We start from the raw sequence: 21,850 nt of genomic DNA on the forward strand, positions 1-21,850 counted from the left end.
CTGTGAGGCGTTGAGCTAACCAATACTAATTGCCCGTGAGGCTTGACCATATAACACCCAAGCAATTTGACTACTCGAAAGAGCATCAGATTGCGGTGTGTGAAGACGAAACGAACCGAAAGTTCGAGATCTCACAAAACACCGAAAGCTATCACATACCCAATTTGCTGAAGCGAGGCCATCAGGTCACGACTCAGTACCCGAATTTCTTGACGACCATAGAGCATTGGAACCACCTGATCCCATCCCGAACTCAGTAGTGAAACGATGCATCGCCGATGGTAGTGTGGGGTTTCCCCATGTGAGAGTAGGTCATCGTCAAGATTAAATTCCAGAACCCCTGTTTGCTCACGCAGACAGGGGTTTTGTTTTGCGCGCTCGGAAAGTGCGAAGAGGCTCATCGCGATAGTCTTCAGTGCTAAGGTCCGGCCTTTCTATGCAATGACCCTGCGCATGGCTATCATGCGTGCCTCATTGTGAGGCGATACTTGCATGCTGACGTTGTTAAAACTTCTGAAAGATGGCCGATTCCACTCCGGGGAAGCACTTGGCGCCGCCCTGGGCGTCAGTCGCAGTGCTGTATGGAAGCAGCTTCAGCATCTTGAGGCTGAGTTGAACTTGCCCATCCACAAAGTGCGTGGCAGGGGGTATCAGTTGGCATCGCCGCTGGTGTTCTTGAATGCTGAAGACATTGCGCTAAAGGCGCCTTCATTGGCATGGCCCGTCCACATCTCTGATTCCATTGACTCCACCAATGCCGAGGCCTTGCGCCTTGTCGATGCGGGGTGCGCAGCGCCATTTCTAGTGCTCGCGGAGCAACAAACCGCAGGAAGAGGCCGGCGGGGGCGCAAGTGGGTCAGTCCGTTCGCTCAGAATGTGTATTACAGCCTCGTGCTGCGCATCGAGGGCGGCCTACGGCAACTAGAGGGGCTGAGCCTGGTTGTGGGGCTTGCGGTTATGCAGGCCCTGCGTGAGTCGGGCGTGCAAGGGGCTGCCTTGAAATGGCCAAACGACGTCCTGGTTGGGCAGAAAAAAATTGCCGGAATCCTGTTGGAGTTGGTGGGCGATCCTGCTGATATCTGTCACGTTGTTCTCGGAATCGGCATTAACGTGAATATGCAGAAAGCCACTGCAGTTGATCAGCAGTGGACGTCGGTGCAGCTGGAAACAGGCCTTCCTGTGGATCGTAATCTACTTGTGGCGCAGCTGGGTCTGCAGTTGCAAAACTACCTGCAGCGACATACAGCCTCCGGCTTTGCGGCGCTTCAGGAAGAGTGGGAGCAGAATCACCTATGGCAGGGCAGGGCGGTGTCCCTCATTGCTGGAGTCAATCGTATTGACGGGGTGGTCCTGGGTGTCGACCGCCAGGGGGCGTTGCGTTTGAACGTGGATGGTGTTGAAAAAATATATAGCGGTGGTGAGTTAAGCCTGAGGTTGCGTGATGATTCTTGAGCTCGACTGTGGGAATAGCTTTATCAAATGGCGCGTACTTGAATCGGATCAGGCGAAAGCATCCGCCGAAGGTGTTGTAGGTTCGGATTTCGCATTGATTGAAAGCCTGGCGGCGCTACCTGGGCTGTCGTTGACGCGTTGCCGCTTGGTGAGCGTTCGGGCTTTGGAAGAAACCAATAAGCTGGTCGAGGTGTTGCAAGGGGCTTTCGGTGTTGCCGTATCCTGTGCTGTGTCCGCGCGTGAGATGGCCGGAGTGCGCAATGGCTACGAGGACTTCGAGCGTCTCGGTCTTGATCGCTGGTTGGCGATGCTGGGTGGCTTCAAGCTGGCGCCGGGCGCGTGCCTGGTGCTGGATTTTGGTACCGCGGCCACGGCAGATTTCATCGCGGCGGATGGAGAGCACCTGGGAGGCTTCATTTGCCCCGGCATGCCGTTGATGCGCAACCAGTTGCGAACGCACACCCGCAAGATACGCTACGACGACGCGGCTGCTGAGCGTGCCCTGGAGCGGCTTTCCCCTGGGCGCACGACCGCAGAGGCTGTCGAGCGAGGCTGTACTCTGATGCTCAGAGGGTTCGTGTTGACCCAGCTTGAGTTGGCCCGAAGCTACTGGGGTGATGATTTCACCGTATTCCTCACGGGTGGGGATGCTGATCTAGTCTCGGATGCTGTGCCGCAGGCGCGGTTGGTTCCGGACCTGGTTTTCGTTGGTCTGGCAATGGCGTGTCCTTTGTCCTGAGGTGCTTATGCGTTGGCTGTTTTTACTTTTACTCGTTCTTAATGCCTTCTATTACGTTTGGCATCAGCAAGAGGCTCCGTTGCGCGCCAAGGATGTCACGCCCCTGAGTCTTTATCGTGGCCCTCAGCAGGATATTCGGCTGCTGAGTGAATCCTCGGATTCGGTGTCTCGGCGCGACCGAGCAAAAGCGCCTGACGCGCAGAATACCTGCTTATACATCGGCGGCTTTGCCGACCAGCGTCAGGCACAGTCTGTTGAGCAGCGTCTTACAAGCCTGGATATAAAGGTCAAGGTTCAGCTGTTGAGCACGCCTGAGGCATCCGGTTACTGGCTTCGTGTGGCCCCTGAAAGCCGACGCCTGGCTGAGGATCTGCCGTTTGAAAACCTTGCTAAAGAATTCAATGAGTTAAAACATAAAATAATGCTGTGCGAAGGCATTGCAACTCTCGAATAGTTTGCATAGAATGGCGCCCGCTTCGCAGTGAAGACCTTTAAGGTCTGCAGCGTGAAGCGAACGTCAACGCAGCTAACCTCATATTTTTAATGAGAAAATGCTTGACAGAAGGCCGGCGTGATGTAGAATGCCGGCTCGCTTAGGAGGGGTTCCCGAGCGGCCAAAGGGATCAGACTGTAAATCTGACGTCTACGACTTCGAAGGTTCGAATCCTTCCCCCTCCACCATTTTTAGCGTGAGCTGCAAGCTCCGCGGGTATAGTTTAGTGGTAGAACCTCAGCCTTCCAAGCTGATGATGCGGGTTCGATTCCCGCTACCCGCTCCAAGTTTGCAGGTTGTGCAGCGTGTTTTGCTCTTGTAGCTCAGTTGGTAGAGCACACCCTTGGTAAGGGTGAGGTCAGCGGTTCAAATCCGCTCAAGAGCTCCATATAACAAGGCAGATATGAAAATATCTGCCTTTGTTTTAACGGCTATCTCGGCTTGATCCTGTTGTAGTTGGCGTTTATGCCAGGTGGTATCAAGTCTCTTGGGGTTGGCTGTTGTAAAGTCTTTTTCAGGCCTGCATAATGGTCGGCCTGATTTTGTTTTAGGTCAGTAGCTCAATTGGCAGAGCGACGGTCTCCAAAACCGTAGGTTGGGGGTTCGATTCCCTCCTGACCTGCCAGATTCACGTGGTGTATCTGGCTTTCTTTTCACAGGATCTTCATAGATGACTCCTAAGGCTGAAGCTCAAAGCTCTCGTTTCGATCTGGTCAAGTGGCTTGCTGTAGTCGCATTGGTGGTCGTAGGCGTTGTTGGCAATCAGTACTATTCTGCTTCGCCGATCCTGTACCGTGTGCTCGCTTTGCTCGCCCTCGCTGCTGTAGCTGCCTTTGTAGGCCTGCAGACTGCCAAAGGCAAGTCTTTCGCGGTCCTGGTAAAGGAAGCTCGCACCGAGATTCGTAAAGTCGTTTGGCCGACTCGCCAAGAAACCACGCAGACCACGTTGATTGTTGTGGCTGTTGTTCTGGTTATGGCGTTGCTGTTGTGGGGGCTTGATTCCCTGCTCGGCTGGCTTGTTTCCTTGATTGTTGGCTAAGGGTGTACCGTGGCTAAGCGTTGGTACGTTGTGCATGCTTACTCGGGTTACGAGAAGCATGTTATGCGCTCTTTGCTGGAGCGCGTAAAGCTGGCAGGCATGGAAGATGGCTTCGGCGAAATTCTGGTTCCCACTGAAGAAGTGGTTGAAATGCGGAATGGTCAGAAGCGCAAGAGTGAACGCAAGTTCTTCCCTGGCTACGTGCTGGTTCAGATGGACATGAATGAAGGTACTTGGCACTTAGTCAAGGATACCCCTCGTGTCATGGGTTTCATTGGCGGTACTGCCGATAAGCCTGCTCCGATCACCGACAAAGAAGCAGAAGCGATTCTGCGTCGTGTTGCTGACGGTAGCGACAAGCCCAAGCCGAAGACGTTGTTCGAGCCGGGTGAGGTTGTTCGTGTTACCGATGGTCCGTTTGCTGATTTCAACGGCACCGTCGAAGAAGTTAACTACGAAAAGAGCCGGATCCAAGTGGCGGTGCTCATTTTCGGACGCTCTACTCCGGTAGAGTTGGAGTTCAGTCAGGTCGAGAAGGTCTAGCTGAGCAAGCATCCCAACCCCGCAGCCTAGGCTGTGGGGTTTTGTCGTCACTGGGATAAACGCGCAAGTAACCGGGGAGCCTTTCGAGGCGTTCGAACCCGTAATTGGAGTGCCTCATGGCCAAGAAGATTACCGCTTACATCAAGCTGCAAGTGAAGGCCGCTCAGGCCAACCCTAGCCCACCCGTCGGCCCAGCTCTGGGTCAGCACGGCGTGAACATCATGGAATTCTGCAAGGCCTTCAACGCCCGTACACAGGGTATTGAGCCAGGTCTGCCGACTCCAGTGATCATCACTGTATACAGCGACCGTAGCTTCACCTTCGAAACCAAGTCGACCCCGGCTTCGGTTCTGTTGAAGAAAGCTGCTGGTCTGACTAGCGGTTCCGCTCGTCCTAACACCGTTAAGGTTGGCACCGTGACTCGTGCTCAGCTGGAAGAAATCGCGAAAACCAAAAACGCGGATCTGACTGCAGCTGATATGGATGCAGCCGTGCGTACCATCGCCGGTTCTGCTCGTAGCATGGGCCTTAACGTGGAGGGTGTGTAATGGCTAAGCTGACCAAACGCCAAAAGGCTATCGCCGGCAAAATCGAAGCAGGCAAGGCCTACAACTTTGTAGACGCTGCTGCACTGCTGACCGAGCTGTCGACTGTCAAGTTCAGCGAGTCCGTTGACATTGCTGTAAACCTGGGTGTTGACCCACGTAAATCCGACCAGGTCGTTCGTAGCGCTACTGTGCTGCCACACGGTACTGGCAAGACTGTACGTGTTGCTGTCTTCACCCAAGGTCCAGCAGCTGAAGCTGCTCTGGCCGCTGGCGCCGATCGCGTTGGCATGGACGACCTGGCTGCCGAAATGAAAGGCGGCGACCTGAACTATGACGTCGTTATTGCTTCCCCGGATGCAATGCGCGTTGTAGGTCAGTTGGGTCAGATCCTCGGTCCACGTGGTCTGATGCCTAACCCGAAAGTCGGCACCGTAACCCCAGACGTAGCTACCGCGGTTAAAAACGCCAAGGCTGGTCAGGTTCGTTATCGCACTGACAAAAACGGCATCATTCACACTTCCGTTGGCAAAGTCGGCTTCGATGCCGTCAAGCTGAAGGAAAACGTTGAAGCCCTGATCGCTGATCTGAAGCGTATCAAGCCAGCTTCTTCGAAAGGCATCTACGTCAAGCGCGTTACCCTGAGCACCACTATGGGCCCAGGTCTGGTCATCGACCAAGGCTCGCTGGACGTATAAGACACACGTTGGCGTGAGCGATCGCGCCAATTGAAAAAATTGGGGTCCCTGCCTGGCGGGGGCTATCCAAGACCGTAGGCGGCGCAAGTCTTAAACCTCAAGCCTACGCAGATGGTGCTCCCGGTTCCTTACCGAATCAGACACCAAAACGACATCCGGCTTCGGCCAGATGAAACGGTAACAAGCAGGAGTTTAACCCGTGGCAATTAATCTCGAAGACAAGAAGGCCATCGTCGCTGAAGTCAACGAGGCTGCCAAAGCTGCTCTGTCCGCTGTCGTGGCTGATGCCCGTGGTGTGACAGTAGGCGCTATGACCGGACTCCGTAAAGAGGCTCGTGAAGCTGGCGTATACGTACGTGTTGTACGTAACACCCTGCTCAAGCGCGCTGTTGCTGACACTGAATACAGTGTTCTCAACGACGTGTTCACCGGCCCGACTCTGATCGCGTTCTCCACAGATCATCCAGGCGCTGCTGCCCGTTTGTTCAAGGAATTTGCCAAGAGTCAGGATAAGTTCGAGATCAAGGCAGCTGCGTTCGAGGGCAAGTTCCTCGCAGCTAACCAAATCGACGTACTGGCAACACTGCCGACCCGTAACGAAGCTATTTCGCAGCTGATGAGCGTGATTCAAGGCGCTACCAGCAAGCTGGCTCGTACTCTGGCTGCAGTTCGCGAGCAAAAAGAAGCTGCCGCAGCCTAAGGCTGAGCATTTTCTCTCGCGTATTTTTGTTTATTTCGATGGCCGCGTAGGCCGTCCCCCAATTCAGGAAATACAGTAATGTCTATCTCCCAAGAAGATATCCTCAACGCCGTAGCTGAAATGTCGGTTCTGCAGGTTGTTGAGCTGATCAAAGCTTTCGAAGAAAAATTCGGCGTTTCCGCTGCCGCTGCTTCCGCTGGCCCAGCCGCTGTTGCTGCTGTTGCTGAAGAGCAAACCGAATTCAACGTCATGCTGCTGGAAGCTGGCGAGAAGAAAGTAAACGTGATCAAGGCAGTTCGTGAACTGACCGGTCTGGGCCTGAAAGAAGCCAAGGCTGTAGTTGACGGCGCTCCTGGCGTTGTTCTGGAAGCTGTGTCGAAAGACGCCGCTGACAAAGCCAAAGCTGCTCTGGAAGAAGCAGGCGCTAAAGTCGAGCTGAAGTAAGCATCGACCTTGCGTCTCCAGCCCAAGCGTTAAGCTGAAGGCTGATGGCTGGTGGCTCATGCCACCGGCCTTTTTCCGTTCTTGGCTGTCGACTCGGTCGCCGCCATTAACGCGCTGTAGCCACCCGATGCGGTGGTGCAAACCAAGGGGTTTGCAAGATTTTCTGGCTGCTCCCGTCGGGAGGGCCAAACAAGCAGGTGACCAAGCTGGGGAACGCTGATGGCTTACTCATATACTGAGAAAAAACGTATCCGCAAGGACTTTAGCAAGTTGCCGGACGTCATGGATGTCCCGTACCTTCTGGCTATCCAGCTGGATTCGTATCGTGAATTCTTGCAGGCGGGAGCGACCAAAGATCAGTTCCGCGACGTGGGCCTGCATGCGGCCTTCAAATCCGTTTTCCCGATCATCAGCTACTCCGGCAATGCTGCGCTGGAGTACGTCGGTTATCGCCTGGGCGAACCGGCATTTGATGTCAAAGAATGCGTGTTGCGCGGTGTTACGTACGCCGTACCTTTGCGGGTAAAAGTCCGTCTGATCATTTTCGACAAAGAATCGTCGAACAAAGCGATCAAGGACATCAAAGAGCAAGAAGTCTACATGGGCGAAATCCCACTGATGACTGAAAACGGTACCTTCGTTATCAACGGTACCGAGCGTGTTATCGTTTCCCAGCTGCACCGTTCCCCGGGCGTGTTCTTCGACCACGACCGCGGCAAGACGCACAGCTCCGGCAAGCTCCTGTACTCCGCGCGGATCATTCCGTACCGCGGTTCGTGGTTGGACTTCGAGTTCGACCCGAAAGACTGCGTGTTCGTGCGTATCGACCGTCGTCGCAAGCTGCCGGCCTCCGTGCTGCTGCGCGCGCTCGGCTATACCACTGAGCAAGTGCTGGACGCTTTCTACACCACCAACGTATTCAGCCTGAAGGATGAAACCCTCAGCCTGGAACTGATTGCTTCGCGTCTGCGTGGTGAAATTGCTGTCCTGGATATCCAGGACGAAAATGGCAAGGTCATCGTTGAAGCCGGCCGCCGTATCACTGCGCGCCACATCAACCAGATCGAAAAGGCCGGTCTCAAGTCGCTGGACGTGCCTCTGGACTACGTCCTGGGTCGCACGACCGCCAAGGTCATCGTTCACCCGGCTACAGGCGAAATCCTGGCTGAGTGCAACACCGAGCTGAACACCGAAATCCTGGCAAAAATCGCCAAGGCTCAGGTTGTTCGCATCGAAACCTTGTACACCAACGATATCGACTGCGGTCCGTTCGTCTCCGACACCCTGAAGATCGACTCCACCAGCAACCAATTGGAAGCGCTGGTCGAGATCTATCGCATGATGCGTCCTGGCGAGCCACCTACCAAAGACGCTGCCGAAACCCTGTTCAACAACCTGTTCTTCAGCCCTGAGCGCTATGACCTGTCTGCGGTCGGCCGGATGAAGTTCAACCGTCGTATCGGTCGTACCGAGATCGAAGGTTCGGGCGTGCTGTGCAAGGAAGACATCGTTGCGGTCCTGAAGACTCTTGTCGACATCCGTAACGGCAAAGGCATCGTCGATGACATCGATCACCTGGGTAACCGTCGTGTTCGCTGCGTAGGCGAAATGGCCGAGAACCAGTTCCGCGTTGGCCTGGTACGTGTTGAGCGTGCGGTCAAAGAGCGTCTGTCGATGGCTGAAAGTGAAGGCCTGATGCCGCAAGACTTGATCAACGCCAAGCCAGTGGCTGCAGCGGTGAAAGAGTTCTTCGGTTCCAGCCAGCTCTCGCAGTTCATGGACCAGAACAACCCGCTCTCCGAGATCACCCACAAGCGCCGTGTATCCGCACTGGGCCCGGGCGGTCTGACCCGTGAGCGTGCTGGCTTTGAAGTCCGTGACGTACACCCGACGCACTACGGTCGTGTTTGCCCGATCGAAACGCCGGAAGGTCCGAACATCGGTCTGATCAACTCCCTGGCTGCCTATGCGCGCACCAACCAGTACGGCTTCCTTGAGAGCCCGTACCGTGTGGTGAAAGACGCTCTGGTCACCGACGAGATCGTGTTCCTGTCCGCCATCGAAGAAGCTGATCACGTGATCGCCCAGGCTTCGGCCACGATGAACGACAAGAAAATGCTGATCGACGAGCTGGTAGCTGTTCGTCACTTGAACGAATTCACCGTCAAGGCGCCTGAAGACGTCACCTTGATGGACGTTTCGCCGAAGCAGGTAGTTTCGGTTGCAGCGTCGCTGATCCCGTTCCTGGAACACGATGACGCCAACCGTGCGTTGATGGGTTCCAACATGCAGCGTCAAGCTGTACCGACCCTGCGCGCTGATAAGCCGCTGGTAGGTACCGGCATGGAGCGTAACGTTGCGCGTGACTCCGGCGTTTGCGTCGTGGCCCGTCGTGGCGGTGTGATCGACTCCGTTGACGCCAGCCGTATCGTGGTTCGTGTTGCTGATGACGAAGTTGAAACTGGCGAAGCCGGTGTCGACATCTACAACCTGACCAAATACACCCGCTCGAACCAGAACACCTGCATTAACCAGCGTCCGCTGGTGCGTAAGGGTGATCGCGTTCAGCGTAGCGACATTATGGCCGACGGTCCTTCCACCGATATGGGTGAGCTGGCTCTGGGCCAGAACATGCGCATCGCGTTCATGGCCTGGAACGGTTACAACTTCGAAGACTCCATCTGCTTGTCCGAGCGTGTTGTTCAAGAAGACCGTTTCACCACGATCCACATCCAGGAACTGACCTGTGTGGCGCGTGACACCAAGCTTGGGCCTGAGGAAATCACTGCAGACATCCCGAACGTGGGTGAAGCTGCACTGAACAAGCTGGACGAAGCCGGTATCGTTTACGTAGGTGCTGAAGTTGGCGCAGGCGACATTCTGGTCGGTAAGGTCACTCCGAAAGGCGAGACCCAACTGACTCCGGAAGAGAAGCTGCTGCGTGCCATCTTCGGTGAAAAAGCCAGCGACGTGAAAGACACTTCCCTGCGTGTACCGACCGGTACCAAGGGCACTGTCATCGACGTACAGGTCTTCACCCGCGACGGCGTTGAGCGTGATGCTCGTGCTCTGTCCATCGAGAAGATCCAACTCGACGAGATCCGCAAGGACCTGAACGAAGAGTTCCGTATCGTTGAAGGCGCGACCTTCGAACGTCTGCGTTCCGCTCTGGTAGGCCGCAAGGCTGAAGGCGGCGCCGGCCTGAAGAAAGGTCAGGACATCACCGACGAAGTACTCGACGGTCTTGAGCACGGCCAGTGGTTCAAACTGCGCATGGCTGAAGACGCTCTGAACGAGCAGCTCGAGAAGGCCCAGGCCTACATCGTTGATCGTCGCCGTCTGCTGGACGACAAGTTCGAAGACAAGAAGCGCAAACTGCAGCAGGGCGATGACCTGGCTCCAGGCGTGCTGAAAATCGTCAAGGTTTACCTGGCAATCCGTCGCCGCATCCAGCCGGGCGACAAGATGGCCGGTCGTCACGGTAACAAGGGTGTGGTCTCCGTGATCATGCCGGTTGAAGACATGCCGCACGATGCCAATGGCACCCCGGTCGACGTCGTCCTCAACCCGTTGGGCGTACCTTCGCGTATGAACGTTGGTCAGATCCTTGAAACCCACCTGGGCCTCGCGGCCAAAGGTCTGGGCGAGAAGATCAACCGTATGATCGAAGAGCAGCGCAAGGTTGCTGACCTGCGCAAGTTCCTGCACGAGATCTACAACGAGATCGGCGGCCGCAAAGAAGAGCTGGATACCTTCACCGACCAGGAAATCCTGGATCTGGCGAAGAACCTGCGCGGCGGCGTTCCAATGGCTACCCCGGTGTTCGACGGTGCCAAGGAAAGCGAAATCAAGGCCATGCTGAAACTGGCAGACCTGCCGGAAAGCGGCCAGATGCAGCTGTTCGACGGCCGTACCGGCAACAAGTTCGAGCGCCCGGTTACTGTTGGCTACATGTACATGCTGAAGCTGAACCACTTGGTAGACGACAAGATGCACGCTCGCTCTACCGGTTCGTACAGCCTGGTTACCCAGCAGCCGCTGGGTGGTAAGGCTCAGTTCGGTGGTCAGCGTTTCGGGGAGATGGAGGTCTGGGCACTGGAAGCATACGGTGCTGCTTACACTCTGCAAGAAATGCTCACAGTGAAGTCAGACGATGTGAACGGTCGGACCAAGATGTACAAAAACATCGTGGACGGCGATCACCGTATGGAGCCGGGCATGCCCGAGTCCTTCAACGTGTTGATCAAAGAAATTCGTTCCCTCGGCATCGATATCGATCTGGAAACCGAATAACACGTGACGCGAATCGAGAGCGGGGCTATTTAGCCCGCTCTCTGCTCCGCCAGGAGGAAAGGCCTTGAAAGACCTACTGAATTTGCTGAAAAACCAGGGTCAAGTCGAAGAGTTCGACGCCATCCGTATTGGACTGGCATCGCCTGAGATGATCCGTTCGTGGTCGTTCGGTGAAGTTAAAAAGCCGGAAACCATCAACTACCGTACGTTCAAACCTGAGCGTGACGGCCTGTTCTGCGCCAAGATCTTTGGCCCGGTAAAGGATTACGAGTGCCTGTGCGGTAAGTACAAGCGCTTGAAGCACCGTGGTGTGATCTGCGAGAAGTGCGGCGTTGAAGTCGCACTGGCCAAGGTTCGTCGTGAGCGCATGGCGCACATCGAACTGGCTTCGCCGGTTGCCCACATCTGGTTCCTGAAATCGCTGCCGTCCCGTATCGGCTTGCTGATGGACATGACCCTGCGTGATATCGAACGCGTTCTCTACTTCGAGAGCTATGTCGTTATCGATCCAGGCATGACCACCCTTGAAAAAGGTCAGCTGCTGAACGACGAGCAGTACTTCGAAGCGCTGGAAGAGTTTGGCGACGATTTCGATGCCCGCATGGGTGCCGAAGCTGTCCGCGAACTGCTGCACGCTATCGACCTGGAACACGAGATTGGCCGCCTGCGTGAAGAAATTCCGCAAACCAACTCCGAAACCAAGATCAAGAAGCTGTCCAAGCGTCTGAAGTTGATGGAGGCCTTCCAGGGTTCCGGCAACTTGCCAGAGTGGATGGTGCTGACCGTTCTGCCGGTTCTGCCGCCAGACCTGCGTCCGCTGGTACCGTTGGACGGTGGTCGTTTCGCGACGTCCGACCTCAACGACCTGTACCGCCGCGTGATCAACCGTAACAACCGCTTGAAGCGCCTGCTCGATCTGTCCGCTCCGGACATCATCGTGCGCAACGAAAAGCGTATGTTGCAAGAAGCCGTCGATGCCCTGCTCGACAACGGTCGTCGTGGCCGCGCTATCACCGGTTCGAACAAGCGTCCTCTGAAATCCTTGGCTGACATGATCAAGGGTAAGCAAGGTCGTTTCCGTCAGAACTTGCTCGGTAAGCGTGTTGACTACTCCGGTCGTTCGGTAATTACCGTAGGCCCGACCCTGCGTCTGCACCAGTGCGGTCTGCCTAAGAAGATGGCCCTTGAGCTGTTCAAGCCGTTCATCTTCGGCAAGCTGGAAATGCGTGGTCTCGCGACCACCATCAAAGCGGCCAAGAAAATGGTCGAGCGCGAACTGCCAGAGGTTTGGGACGTTCTCGCTGAAGTGATTCGCGAACACCCGGTTCTCCTCAACCGTGCACCGACCCTTCACCGTCTGGGTATCCAGGCGTTTGAGCCGGTACTGATCGAAGGTAAGGCTATCCAGCTGCACCCTCTGGTCTGTGCTGCGTACAACGCCGACTTCGACGGCGACCAAATGGCCGTGCACGTACCGCTGACACTGGAAGCCCAGTTGGAAGCGCGTGCGTTGATGATGTCGACCAACAACATCCTGTCGCCAGCCAACGGTGAGCCAATCATCGTTCCGTCGCAGGACGTTGTATTGGGTCTGTACTACATGACCCGTGAAGCGATCAACGCCAAGGGCGAAGGTCGTGTATTCGCTGACCTGCAGGAAGTTGACCGTGTGTTCCGTGCCGGCGAAGCCGCACTGCACGCCAAGGTCAAAGTGCGGATTCACGAAACCGTGAACGACCGTGACGGCGGCAGCGTGAGCAATGTCCGTATCGTCGACACCACTGTCGGCCGTGCGCTGTTGTATCAGGTTGTGCCAAAAGGTCTGTCTTACGACGTCGTCAACCTGCCGATGAAGAAAAAGGCGATCTCCAAGCTGATCAACCAGTGCTACCGCGTGGTTGGTCTGAAAGAGACCGTGATTTTCGCTGACCAGTTGATGTACACCGGTTTTGCTTATTCGACCATTTCCGGCGTTTCCATCGGTGTTAACGACTTCGTTATCCCGGATGAAAAAGCCCGCATCATCAGTGCTGCTACTGATGAAGTGAAAGAGATCGAAAGCCAGTACGCCTCCGGCCTGGTAACCCAGGGCGAGAAGTACAACAAAGTGATCGACCTTTGGTCCAAGGCCAACGACGAAGTGTCGAAGGCGATGATGTCTAACCTCTCAAAAGAGAAGGTTATCGACCGTCATGGCGTGGAAGTCGATCAAGAGTCGTTCAACTCGATGTACATGATGGCTGACTCGGGCGCACGGGGTTCTGCTGCGCAGATCCGTCAGCTCGCCGGTATGCGTGGCCTGATGGCCAAGCCGGACGGCTCCATCATCGAAACGCCAATTACTGCGAACTTCCGTGAAGGTTTGAGCGTACTTCAGTACTTCATCTCCACTCACGGTGCTCGTAAAGGTCTGGCGGATACCGCGTTGAAAACCGCGAACTCCGGTTACCTGACTCGTCGTCTGGTAGACGTGGCACAAGATCTGGTTGTAACCGAGATCGATTGCGGCACCGAACACGGTCTGCTGATGACACCGCACATTGAAGGCGGTGACGTTGTAGAGCCGCTGGGTGAGCGCGTATTGGGTCGTGTTATTGCCCGTGACGTATTCAAACCAGGTACCGAGGAAATTATCGTTCCTGCCGGCACCCTGGTTGACGAGAAGTGGGTCGAGTTCATCGAACTCAACAGCATCGACGAAGTGATCGTTCGCTCGCCGATCAGCTGCGAAACCCGCTTCGGCATTTGCGCCAAGTGCTATGGCCGTGACTTGGCTCGTGGTCACCAGGTGAACATCGGTGAAGCGGTCGGCGTTATCGCTGCCCAGTCCATCGGTGAGCCGGGTACCCAGCTGACCATGCGTACATTCCACATCGGTGGTGCGGCAAGCCGGACCTCCGCAGCCGACAGCGTTCAGGTGAAGAATGGCGGTACCGTCCGCCTGCACAACCTGAAACACGTTGAGCGAGTGGATGGTTGCCTGGTTGCTGTGTCCCGTTCGGGTGAGCTGGCAATCGCTGATGACTACGGTCGTGAGCGTGAGCGTTACAAGCTGCCGTATGGTGCTGTGATTTCGGTTAAAGAAGGTGACAAGGTCGACGCTGGCGCAATCGTGGCCAAGTGGGATCCGCACACTCACCCAATCGTTACCGAAATGAAAGGTACCGTGACCTACGTGGGCATGGAAGAAGGCATCACGATCAAGCGTCAGACTGACGAATTGACCGGTATGACCAACATTGAAGTACTCGACGCGAAAGATCGTCCAGCTGCCGGTAAAGACATCCGTCCTGCCGTGAAGATGGTCGATGACAACGGCAAGGATCTGTTGCTGCCAGGCACTGACGTAATCGCTCAGTACTTCCTGCCAGCCAACGCCCTGGTCGGTGTAGCGGATGGTGCGAAGATCGCGATCGGCGACGTTATCGCGCGTATCCCGCAAGAGACTTCGAAGACCCGTGACATCACCGGTGGTCTGCCGCGTGTTGCCGACTTGTTCGAAGCTCGTCGTCCGAAAGAAGCGTCGATTCTGGCTGAAGTCAGCGGCACCATCGCGTTCGGTAAAGAGACCAAGGGCAAGCGCCGCCTGGTCATTACCCCGAACGACGGTAGCGATCTGTATGAAGAGCTGATTCCGAAGTGGCGTCACCTGAACGTGTTCGAAGGCGAACAGGTAAACCGCGGCGAAGTTATCTCCGACGGTCCTAGCGATCCACACGACATCCTGCGTCTGCTGGGTGTGAGTGCGCTGGCCAAGTACATCGTTAACGAGATCCAGGACGTTTACCGCCTGCAAGGCGTGAAGATCAACGATAAGCACATCGAGACCATCCTGCGTCAGATGCTGCGTAAAGTTGAAATCGCTGAATCCGGCGATTCTACTTTCATCAAGGGCGACCAGATGGAACTGACTCACGTACTGGTAGAGAACGAGCGTCTGGCAGCCGACGAGAAATTTGTTTCCAAATTTACTCGTGTACTGCTGGGTATCACCAAGGCGTCGTTGTCCACTGAATCGTTCATCTCGGCGGCCTCCTTCCAGGAGACCACTCGTGTACTGACCGAAGCAGCGGTAACCGGCAAGCGCGATTACCTGCGCGGCCTGAAAGAAAACGTGGTTGTGGGTCGTCTGATCCCAGCCGGTACCGGTTTGGCTTACCACAGCGAGCGCAAGCGCCGCCGTGAAGCTGACAAGCCGTTGCGCGTAAGCGCCAGTGAAGTGGAAGCTGCACTGACCGAAGCGCTGAACTCAAGCGGTAACTGAGTTCTGCGATAAATAAGTCTGGGCCCTGGCAGCCCCCATTCGTCGGATCGAGGCAGTTTTGCCCCGGTTCGTTGAGAGGGGAGGTCGGGGCCTTGCCTTGACTGGGGACAAGATCCTCTTTAGACTCTTGTACCCCTAAATTTGGCGGGAATTCGTTCCTGCCATTTTGCTTTTCTTGCAAGACAATAGCGTCGCAAGACAACAGTGGAGCTAGTAGATGGCAACTATCAACCAGCTGGTACGTCAGCCGCGTAAGCGTATCGTCGAGAAATCCGACGTGCCTGCGCTGCAGAACTGCCCGCAACGTCGTGGCGTATGCACTCGCGTGTATACAACTACGCCGAAAAAACCTAACTCGGCACTGCGTAAAGTATGCCGTGTGCGCCTGACCAACGGTTTCGAGGTTTCCTCGTACATCGGCGGTGAAGGCCACAACCTGCAAGAGCACAGCGTGGTACTGATCCGCGGCGGTCGTGTAAAAGACTTGCCAGGTGTTCGTTACCACACCGTACGCGGCTCCTTGGATACTTCCGGCGTTAAAGGTCGTAACCAGGGTCGTTCGAAGTACGGTACCAAGAAGCCTAAGTAGTAGCGGCTTTTTGTAAAACTGAATCATCTTATTTTCTGAGTCGATAAGAGTAAGGTCGGAGGCGTCCCGAAAGGGCACCGATTCCGAGCGAACCTGAAGACCGTTTGAGGGCTTATCCATGCCAAGAAGACGCGTAGCAGCCAAGCGCGAAGTGCTTGACGATCCAAAATACGGAAGCCAAATTCTGGCCAAGTTCATGAACCACGTGATGGAAAGCGGCAAGAAAGCCGTTGCCGAGCGTATCGTTTATGGCGCGCTGGAAAAGGTTAAAGAACGCAAGAACAGCGACCCCCTGGAAATCTTCGAGAAAGCTCTCGACGCCATCGCTCCGCTGGTCGAAGTGAAGTCGCGCCGTGTAGGCGGTGCTACTTACCAGGTTCCGGTCGAAGTTCGTCCGTCCCGTCGTAACGCCCTGGCAATGCGCTGGTTGGTAGACTTCGCCCGTAAGCGTGGCGAGAAGTCTATGGCTCTGCGTTTGGCTGGCGAACTGTTGGACGCTGCTGAAGGTAAAGGTGCTGCTGTTAAGAAGCGTGAAGACGTGCACCGTATGGCTGAAGCTAACAAAGCTTTCTCGCACTACCGCTTCTAATTCTAGCTTCACTAATTTTGCGAGGGCTTTATGGCTCGTACTACTCCGATTAGTCGCTACCGTAACATCGGTATCGTCGCTCACGTGGATGCTGGTAAAACCACCACCACCGAGCGCGTCCTTTTTTACACCGGCAAAAGTCACAAGATGGGCGAGGTGCATGACGGCGCCGCGACCACAGACTGGATGGTTCAGGAGCAGGAGCGTGGTATTACCATTACTTCTGCTGCTATTACCGCCTTCTGGAAGGGTTCCGAGAAGCAGTACAAAGATGAGCACCGCTTCAACGTAATCGATACCCCGGGCCACGTAGACTTCACCATTGAAGTTGAGCGTTCCCTGCGTGTACTCGACGGCGCTGTCGTTGTGTTCTGCGGCACCTCGGGTGTTGAGCCTCAGTCGGAAACCGTATGGCGTCAAGCCAACAAATACGGCGTTCCACGTCTTGTTTACGTAAACAAGATGGACCGTGCTGGTGCGAACTTCCTGCGCGTGATCGGTCAGATCAAGCAACGTCTGGGTCACACCCCGGTGCCAATCCAGTTGGCTATCGGTTCCGAAGACAACTTCCAGGGGCAGATCGATCTGCTGGCCATGGAAGCTGTTTACTGGAACGATGCTGACAAAGGTATGGTTCCTCGTCGCGAAGCTATCCCAGCAGACATGCAGGAATTGGCTGACGAGTGGCGCAATAACATGGTTGAGGCTGCAGCCGAAGCCAACGAAGAGCTGATGAACAAGTACCTCGAAGGTGAAGAACTCACCAACGCGGAAATCAAGGCCGCTCTGCGTCAGCGTACTATCGCTGGTGAGATCGTCTTGGCTGTTTGCGGTTCTTCCTTCAAGAACAAGGGTGTTCCCCTGGTTCTCGACGCCGTGATCGACTACCTGCCGGCGCCGGTTGATATTCCTGCCATCAAGGGTACTGACCCGGATGACGAGACTATCGAGCTGGAGCGTCATGCAGACGACAGCGAGCCGTTCTCGGCTCTGGCGTTCAAGATCGCTACCGACCCATTCGTGGGTACCCTGACCTTCGTCCGCGTTTACTCGGGCGTGTTGAACTCCGGCGACGGCGTGATCAACTCGGTCAAGGGCAAGAAAGAGCGCGTGGGTCGTATGGTGCAAATGCACGCAAACGCCCGTGAAGAGATCAAGGAAGTACGCGCTGGTGACATCGCGGCCTTGATCGGCATGAAGGACGTCACCACTGGTGAAACTTTGTGCAACGCTGACAAGCCAATCATCCTGGTTCGTATGGACTTCCCGGAGCCGGTTATTTCGGTTGCCGTAGAGCCTAAGACCAAGGATGACCAGGAAAAAATGGGTATCGCTCTGGGCAAACTTGCTCAGGAAGATCCATCTTTCCGCGTCAAGACTGATGAAGAGACTGGTCAAACGATCATCTCCGGCATGGGCGAGTTGCACCTGGACATCCTGGTTGACCGGATGCGCCGTGAGTTCAACGTCGAAGCCAACATCGGTAAGCCTCAGGTTTCCTATCGTGAGCGCATCACGAAGAACTGTGAAATCGAAGGCAAGTTCGTTCGTCAGTCCGGCGGTCGTGGTCAGTTCGGTCACTGCTGGATCCGTTTTGCTCCTGCTGATGAAGGTCAGGAAGGTTTGCAATTCGTGAACGAAGTAGTGGGTGGTGTTGTTCCTAAGGAATACATCCCTGCTATCCAGAAGGGTATCGAAGAGCAGATGAAGAACGGTGTTGTTGCCGGCTATCCGCTGATCGGCCTGAAAGCAACCGTTTTTGACGGTTCTTACCACGACGTCGACTCCAACGAGATGGCGTTCAAGGTGGCTGCTTCCATGGCAACCAAGCAACTGGCCCAGAAGGGCGGTGGTGAGTTGCTTGAGCCAATCATGGCGGTAGAAGTTGTTACACCTGAAGACTATATGGGTGATGTCATGGGCGACCTTAACCGTCGTCGCGGCATGATCTTGGGTATGGAAGACACGGTTTCCGGCAAAGTGATTCGCGCCGAGGTTCCGTTGGGTGAGATGTTCGGTTATGCGACCGACGTTCGCTCCATGTCCCAGGGTCGCGCAAGCTACTCTATGGAATTCAAAAAATACAACACAGCTCCGGCGCACATCGCTGAAACTGTATCCAAAAAACAAGGCTGATTCAGTCCTTTAGGCAAGGAGTTAATTGTCGTGGCTAAAGAAAAATTTGATCGTTCCCTACCGCACGTCAACGTTGGCACTATCGGTCACGTTGACCACGGTAAAACCACTCTGACTGCTGCTCTGACTCGCGTTTGCTCCGAAATTTTCGGTTCTGCAATCGTTGATTTCGATAAAATCGACAGCGCACCAGAAGAAAAAGCTCGTGGTATCACCATCAACACCGCTCACGTTGAATACAACTCGCTGATCCGTCACTACGCTCACGTTGACTGCCCAGGTCACGCTGACTATGTGAAGAACATGATCACCGGTGCTGCCCAAATGGACGGCGCGATCCTGGTTTGCTCGGCCGCTGATGGTCCGATGCCACAAACCCGTGAGCACATCCTGCTGTCCCGCCAGGTTGGCGTTCCGTACATCGTGGTTTACCTGAACAAGGCTGACCTGGTAGACGACGCTGAGCTGCTGGAACTGGTTGAGATGGAAGTGCGCGATCTGCTGAGCACTTACGACTTCCCAGGCGACGACACTCCGATCATCATCGGTTCTGCTCGTATGGCTCTGGAAGGCAAAGACGATAACGAAATGGGCACCACGTCCGTTCGTAAACTGGTTGAGACTCTGGACAGCTACATCCCAGATCCAGTTCGTGTTATCGACAAGCCGTTCCTGATGCCAATCGAAGACGTATTCTCGATCTCCGGTCGTGGTACTGTTGTTACCGGTCGTATCGAGCGCGGTATCGTTAAGGTTCAAGATCCACTGGAAATCGTTGGTCTGCGTGACACTACCGTCACCACCTGCACCGGTGTTGAAATGTTCCGTAAGCTGCTCGACGAAGGTCGTGCTGGCGAGAACTGCGGCGTTCTGCTGCGTGGTACCAAGCGTGACGACGTTGAGCGTGGCCAGGTTCTGGTTAAGCCAGGTTCGGTTAAGCCGCACACCAAGTTCGAAGCTGAAGTGTACGTGCTGAGCAAAGAAGAAGGCGGTCGTCACACTCCGTTCTTCAAAGGCTACCGTCCACAGTTCTACTTCCGTACTACTGACGTGACTGGTAACTGCGAACTGCCGGAAGGCGTTGAAATGGTAATGCCAGGCGACAACATCAAAATGGTTGTCACCCTGATCAAAACCATCGCAATGGAAGACGGTCTGCGCTTCGCTATCCGTGAAGGCGGCCGTACCGTTGGTGCTGGCGTTGTAGCTAAAATCATCGAGTAAGCTCTTTTTTGAGTTAGCTTCGAGGTTTTGAGAAAGCCCCCGCTTAGCGGGGGCTTTTTTTATTGGGTTGACACCCATCTGGGGCGTCTATAGAATTGCGCCTCCTTTTAACGGGCGTATTGCGCTCGCTGGGAATAGCAGCCGGAGTCTGAAATCCAATGCAAAATCAGCAAATCCGTATCAGGTTGAAGGCTTTTGACCATCGCCTGATCGACCAATCCACCCAGGAAATCGTGGAAACCGCGAAACGTACTGGTGCTCAAGTGCGTGGTCCAATTCCACTGCCTACCCGTAAAGAGCGGTTCACCGTTCTGGTCTCCCCGCACGTCAACAAAGACGCGCGTGACCAGTACGAGATCCGTACTCATAAGCGCGTACTGGACATCGTCCAGCCAACGGATAAAACCGTTGATGCACTTATGAAGCTTGATCTGGCGGCCGGTGTGGAAGTACAGATCAGCCTCGGCTAAGACTTGGGTCTTAGTCGTGTAACGCTCTGAAATGGGCGGCCATAGCGGGTGAAAGCCCCGTACACTCATGAGGTTTACAACATGACTATTGGTGTAGTCGGTCGTAAATGCGGTATGACCCGTATTTTCACCGAAGAAGGTGTCTCCATTCCGGTTACGGTCATTGAGATCGAGCCGAATCGCGTCACCCAGTTTAAAACTGAAGAAACCGATGGCTATCGTGCAGTGCAAGTCACTGTCGGCGAGCGTCGTGCTTCGCGCGTGACTGCTGCTCAAGCAGGTCACTTCGCTAAGGCAAACGTTGCAGCTGGTCGCACTGTTATGGAGTTCCGTCTTGAAGAAGGCGACTACCAGGCTGGCGATCTGATCAACGCTGAAATCTTCGCCGCTGGTCAACTGGTTGATGTAACCGGTCAGTCCAAAGGTAAAGGCTTCCAGGGTACGATCAAGCGTTGGAATTTCCGTGGCCAAGACAACACTCACGGTAACTCCGTTTCCCACCGCGTCCCGGGCTCTATTGGCCAGTGCCAGACTCCTGGTCGTGTATTCAAGGGCAAAAAAATGTCCGGTCATATGGGCGCTGAGCGCGTGACCGTGCAGTCCCTCGAAGTAGTGCGCGTCGACGCTGAACGCAATCTGTTGTTGGTCAAGGGTGCTGTTCCTGGCGCTACTGGCGGCAACCTGGTTGTACGTCCAGCGGCCAAGGCTCGCGGTTAAGGGGAAGCTGACATGCAATTAAATGTAAATGACGCTCAAGCGATCGAAGTTTCCGAACTGACATTTGGCGGCGAATTCAACGAGACGCTCGTTCACCAAGCAGTCGTGGCCTACATGGCCGGCGGCCGTCAAGGTAGCAAGCAGCAAAAGACCCGTTCCGACGTTCGTGGTGGCGGTAAGCGCCCTTGGCGTCAGAAAGGTACTGGCCGTGCTCGTGCCGGTACTATCCGTAGCCCAATCTGGCGCGGCGGCGGTACCACTTTCGCAGCTCGTCCTCAGGATCACACTCAGAAGCTCAACAAGAAGATGTACCGCGCAGCACTGCGCTCCATCCTTGCTGAACTCGTGCGTACTGATCGTCTGGTCGTGGTTCAGGACTTCGCTGTTGAAGCACCGAAAACCAAAGATCTGCTGAACAAGCTGAACGGCATGGGCCTGACTGACGTCCTGATCGTGTCTGAAGCTGTTGATCAGAACCTGTACCTGGCTGCTCGCAACCTGCCACACGTTGATGTACGTGACGTGCAAGGTTCCGATCCAGTTAGTCTGATCGCATACGACAAGGTGTTGATCACCGTGTCGGCCGTGAAGAAATTCGAGGAGCTGCTGGGATGAACCAGGAACGCGTATTTAAAGTTCTGCTTGGCCCGCACGTTTCCGAAAAGGCTACGGTTCTGGCTGACAAGAAAGGCCAGTTCGTTTTCAAGGTTGCAACTGACGCAACCAAGCTGGAAATCAAGAAGGCCGTCGAAAGCCTGTTCAGCGTGAAAGTAGAGCGTGTTACTACCCTGAATGTTCTGGGTAAGAGCAAGCGCACTGCTCGCGGTCTGGGCAAGCGTAATGACTGGAAGAAGGCGGTTATCTCCCTTCAGCCAGGCCAAGATCTCGATTTCAGCAGCAGTGCTGAGTAAGGAA

19 protein-coding genes, 4 tRNA genes and 1 rRNA gene are annotated in these 21,850 nt (G+C 55.1%); all 24 read left to right on the plus strand.

The annotated features are described in order from the left end of the window. The first annotated feature begins 208 nt into the window (after nucleotides 1-208). Nucleotides 209-324 (plus strand): 5S ribosomal RNA (rrf, locus tag L9Z73_RS02215). Between the two features lie 168 nt (nucleotides 325-492). Beyond that, nucleotides 493-1,452 carry a bifunctional biotin--[acetyl-CoA-carboxylase] ligase/biotin operon repressor BirA gene (birA, locus tag L9Z73_RS02220; protein ID WP_247396012.1) on the plus strand — a complete coding sequence of 320 codons (960 nt, stop codon included), beginning with the start codon at nucleotides 493-495 and terminating at the stop codon, nucleotides 1,450-1,452. Continuing rightward, nucleotides 1,442-2,191: a pantothenate kinase gene (locus L9Z73_RS02225; protein WP_247396013.1), complete on the plus strand. Its 750-nt coding sequence runs from the start codon at nucleotides 1,442-1,444 to the stop codon at nucleotides 2,189-2,191. Before birA ends, L9Z73_RS02225 begins: the two co-directional genes overlap by 11 nt. Before the next feature lie 7 nt (nucleotides 2,192-2,198). Further along, nucleotides 2,199-2,645, plus strand: coding sequence for a hypothetical protein (locus L9Z73_RS02230; protein ID WP_247396014.1), 447 nt, complete (start codon nucleotides 2,199-2,201; stop codon nucleotides 2,643-2,645). 142 nt (nucleotides 2,646-2,787) lie between these two features. Further along, a tRNA-Tyr gene (locus tag L9Z73_RS02235) sits at nucleotides 2,788-2,872 on the plus strand. A 24-nt stretch (nucleotides 2,873-2,896) separates the two neighbouring features. Further along, nucleotides 2,897-2,970, plus strand: a tRNA-Gly gene (locus tag L9Z73_RS02240). Between the two features lie 26 nt (nucleotides 2,971-2,996). After that, nucleotides 2,997-3,072, plus strand: a tRNA-Thr gene (locus L9Z73_RS02245). Between the two features lie 161 nt (nucleotides 3,073-3,233). Further along, nucleotides 3,234-3,309 (plus strand) — tRNA-Trp (locus L9Z73_RS02250). 45 nt (nucleotides 3,310-3,354) lie between these two features. Further along, nucleotides 3,355-3,723, plus strand: a complete 369-nt coding sequence (gene secE / locus L9Z73_RS02255) for a preprotein translocase subunit SecE (protein WP_003194658.1) — start codon at nucleotides 3,355-3,357, stop codon at nucleotides 3,721-3,723. 9 nt (nucleotides 3,724-3,732) lie between these two features. Then, nucleotides 3,733-4,266 carry a transcription termination/antitermination protein NusG gene (gene nusG / locus L9Z73_RS02260; protein WP_003176436.1) on the plus strand — a complete coding sequence of 178 codons (534 nt, stop codon included), beginning with the start codon at nucleotides 3,733-3,735 and terminating at the stop codon, nucleotides 4,264-4,266. A 116-nt stretch (nucleotides 4,267-4,382) separates the two neighbouring features. Then, complete coding sequence (gene rplK, locus L9Z73_RS02265; protein ID WP_003210097.1) at nucleotides 4,383-4,814, plus strand: 50S ribosomal protein L11; 432 nt, start codon at nucleotides 4,383-4,385, stop codon at nucleotides 4,812-4,814. Continuing rightward, on the plus strand, nucleotides 4,814-5,509 hold the full coding sequence (gene rplA, locus L9Z73_RS02270) for a 50S ribosomal protein L1 (RefSeq protein WP_150642949.1): 696 nt from the start codon (nucleotides 4,814-4,816) through the stop codon (nucleotides 5,507-5,509). The genes rplK and rplA overlap by 1 nt, the downstream gene beginning before the upstream one ends. 199 nt (nucleotides 5,510-5,708) lie before the next feature. After that, complete coding sequence (gene rplJ, locus L9Z73_RS02275) at nucleotides 5,709-6,209, plus strand: 50S ribosomal protein L10 (RefSeq protein ID WP_247396016.1); 501 nt, start codon at nucleotides 5,709-5,711, stop codon at nucleotides 6,207-6,209. A 78-nt stretch (nucleotides 6,210-6,287) separates the two neighbouring features. Further along, on the plus strand, nucleotides 6,288-6,653 hold the full coding sequence (gene rplL / locus L9Z73_RS02280) for a 50S ribosomal protein L7/L12 (protein ID WP_247396017.1): 366 nt from the start codon (nucleotides 6,288-6,290) through the stop codon (nucleotides 6,651-6,653). Nucleotides 6,654-6,872: 219 nt separating this feature from the next. Further along, entirely contained in the window at nucleotides 6,873-10,946 is a 4,074-nt protein-coding gene (gene rpoB / locus L9Z73_RS02285) for a DNA-directed RNA polymerase subunit beta (protein WP_247396018.1), read from the plus strand. A gap of 64 nt (nucleotides 10,947-11,010) precedes the next feature. Then, entirely contained in the window at nucleotides 11,011-15,210 is a 4,200-nt protein-coding gene (rpoC, locus tag L9Z73_RS02290; protein WP_247396019.1) for a DNA-directed RNA polymerase subunit beta', read from the plus strand. A gap of 217 nt (nucleotides 15,211-15,427) precedes the next feature. Then, on the plus strand, nucleotides 15,428-15,799 hold the full coding sequence (gene rpsL / locus L9Z73_RS02295; protein WP_002555494.1) for a 30S ribosomal protein S12: 372 nt from the start codon (nucleotides 15,428-15,430) through the stop codon (nucleotides 15,797-15,799). A 118-nt stretch (nucleotides 15,800-15,917) separates the two neighbouring features. After that, nucleotides 15,918-16,388: a 30S ribosomal protein S7 gene (gene rpsG, locus L9Z73_RS02300; protein WP_002555493.1), complete on the plus strand. Its 471-nt coding sequence runs from the start codon at nucleotides 15,918-15,920 to the stop codon at nucleotides 16,386-16,388. A 30-nt stretch (nucleotides 16,389-16,418) separates the two neighbouring features. After that, complete coding sequence (gene fusA, locus L9Z73_RS02305) at nucleotides 16,419-18,524, plus strand: elongation factor G (RefSeq protein ID WP_247396020.1); 2,106 nt, start codon at nucleotides 16,419-16,421, stop codon at nucleotides 18,522-18,524. Between the two features lie 30 nt (nucleotides 18,525-18,554). Continuing rightward, on the plus strand, nucleotides 18,555-19,748 hold the full coding sequence (gene tuf, locus L9Z73_RS02310; RefSeq protein ID WP_247396021.1) for an elongation factor Tu: 1,194 nt from the start codon (nucleotides 18,555-18,557) through the stop codon (nucleotides 19,746-19,748). A 158-nt stretch (nucleotides 19,749-19,906) separates the two neighbouring features. After that, complete coding sequence (gene rpsJ / locus L9Z73_RS02315; protein ID WP_003186070.1) at nucleotides 19,907-20,218, plus strand: 30S ribosomal protein S10; 312 nt, start codon at nucleotides 19,907-19,909, stop codon at nucleotides 20,216-20,218. Nucleotides 20,219-20,299: 81 nt separating this feature from the next. Then, the gene (gene rplC, locus L9Z73_RS02320; RefSeq protein ID WP_007253310.1) at nucleotides 20,300-20,935 is read left to right on the plus strand and encodes a 50S ribosomal protein L3; all 636 of its coding nucleotides are present in this window, start codon (nucleotides 20,300-20,302) and stop codon (nucleotides 20,933-20,935) included. A gap of 12 nt (nucleotides 20,936-20,947) precedes the next feature. After that, nucleotides 20,948-21,550 (plus strand): 50S ribosomal protein L4, encoded by a 603-nt coding sequence (gene rplD / locus L9Z73_RS02325; RefSeq protein WP_003210082.1) that lies wholly within the window; start codon nucleotides 20,948-20,950, stop codon nucleotides 21,548-21,550. After that, complete coding sequence (gene rplW / locus L9Z73_RS02330; protein ID WP_002555488.1) at nucleotides 21,547-21,846, plus strand: 50S ribosomal protein L23; 300 nt, start codon at nucleotides 21,547-21,549, stop codon at nucleotides 21,844-21,846. The genes rplD and rplW overlap by 4 nt, the downstream gene beginning before the upstream one ends. The last annotated feature ends 4 nt before the right edge of the window (nucleotides 21,847-21,850 follow it).

Origin of the sequence: Pseudomonas emilianonis (genome assembly GCF_023072625.1) — a bacterium.
Classification (GTDB): Bacteria; Pseudomonadota; Gammaproteobacteria; order Pseudomonadales; family Pseudomonadaceae; genus Aquipseudomonas; species Aquipseudomonas paraveronii.

What these genes read in the sequence shown, in the direction of transcription:
- L9Z73_RS02225 (WP_247396013.1), top strand. Translation starts at nt 1,442, where the DNA reads ATGATTCTTGAGCTCGACTGTGGGAATAGCTTTATCAAATGGCGCGTA.
- rplD (WP_003210082.1), top strand. Translation starts at nt 20,948, where the DNA reads ATGCAATTAAATGTAAATGACGCTCAAGCGATCGAAGTTTCCGAACTG.
- rplW (WP_002555488.1), top strand. Translation starts at nt 21,547, where the DNA reads ATGAACCAGGAACGCGTATTTAAAGTTCTGCTTGGCCCGCACGTTTCC.
- fusA (WP_247396020.1), top strand. Translation starts at nt 16,419, where the DNA reads ATGGCTCGTACTACTCCGATTAGTCGCTACCGTAACATCGGTATCGTC.
- rplK (WP_003210097.1), top strand. Translation starts at nt 4,383, where the DNA reads ATGGCCAAGAAGATTACCGCTTACATCAAGCTGCAAGTGAAGGCCGCT.
- L9Z73_RS02230 (WP_247396014.1), top strand. Translation starts at nt 2,199, where the DNA reads ATGCGTTGGCTGTTTTTACTTTTACTCGTTCTTAATGCCTTCTATTAC.
- rplL (WP_247396017.1), top strand. Translation starts at nt 6,288, where the DNA reads ATGTCTATCTCCCAAGAAGATATCCTCAACGCCGTAGCTGAAATGTCG.
- birA (WP_247396012.1), top strand. Translation starts at nt 493, where the DNA reads ATGCTGACGTTGTTAAAACTTCTGAAAGATGGCCGATTCCACTCCGGG.
- rpsG (WP_002555493.1), top strand. Translation starts at nt 15,918, where the DNA reads ATGCCAAGAAGACGCGTAGCAGCCAAGCGCGAAGTGCTTGACGATCCA.
- rpsL (WP_002555494.1), top strand. Translation starts at nt 15,428, where the DNA reads ATGGCAACTATCAACCAGCTGGTACGTCAGCCGCGTAAGCGTATCGTC.
- rpoB (WP_247396018.1), top strand. Translation starts at nt 6,873, where the DNA reads ATGGCTTACTCATATACTGAGAAAAAACGTATCCGCAAGGACTTTAGC.
- rpsJ (WP_003186070.1), top strand. Translation starts at nt 19,907, where the DNA reads ATGCAAAATCAGCAAATCCGTATCAGGTTGAAGGCTTTTGACCATCGC.
- secE (WP_003194658.1), top strand. Translation starts at nt 3,355, where the DNA reads ATGACTCCTAAGGCTGAAGCTCAAAGCTCTCGTTTCGATCTGGTCAAG.
- rplC (WP_007253310.1), top strand. Translation starts at nt 20,300, where the DNA reads ATGACTATTGGTGTAGTCGGTCGTAAATGCGGTATGACCCGTATTTTC.
- rplA (WP_150642949.1), top strand. Translation starts at nt 4,814, where the DNA reads ATGGCTAAGCTGACCAAACGCCAAAAGGCTATCGCCGGCAAAATCGAA.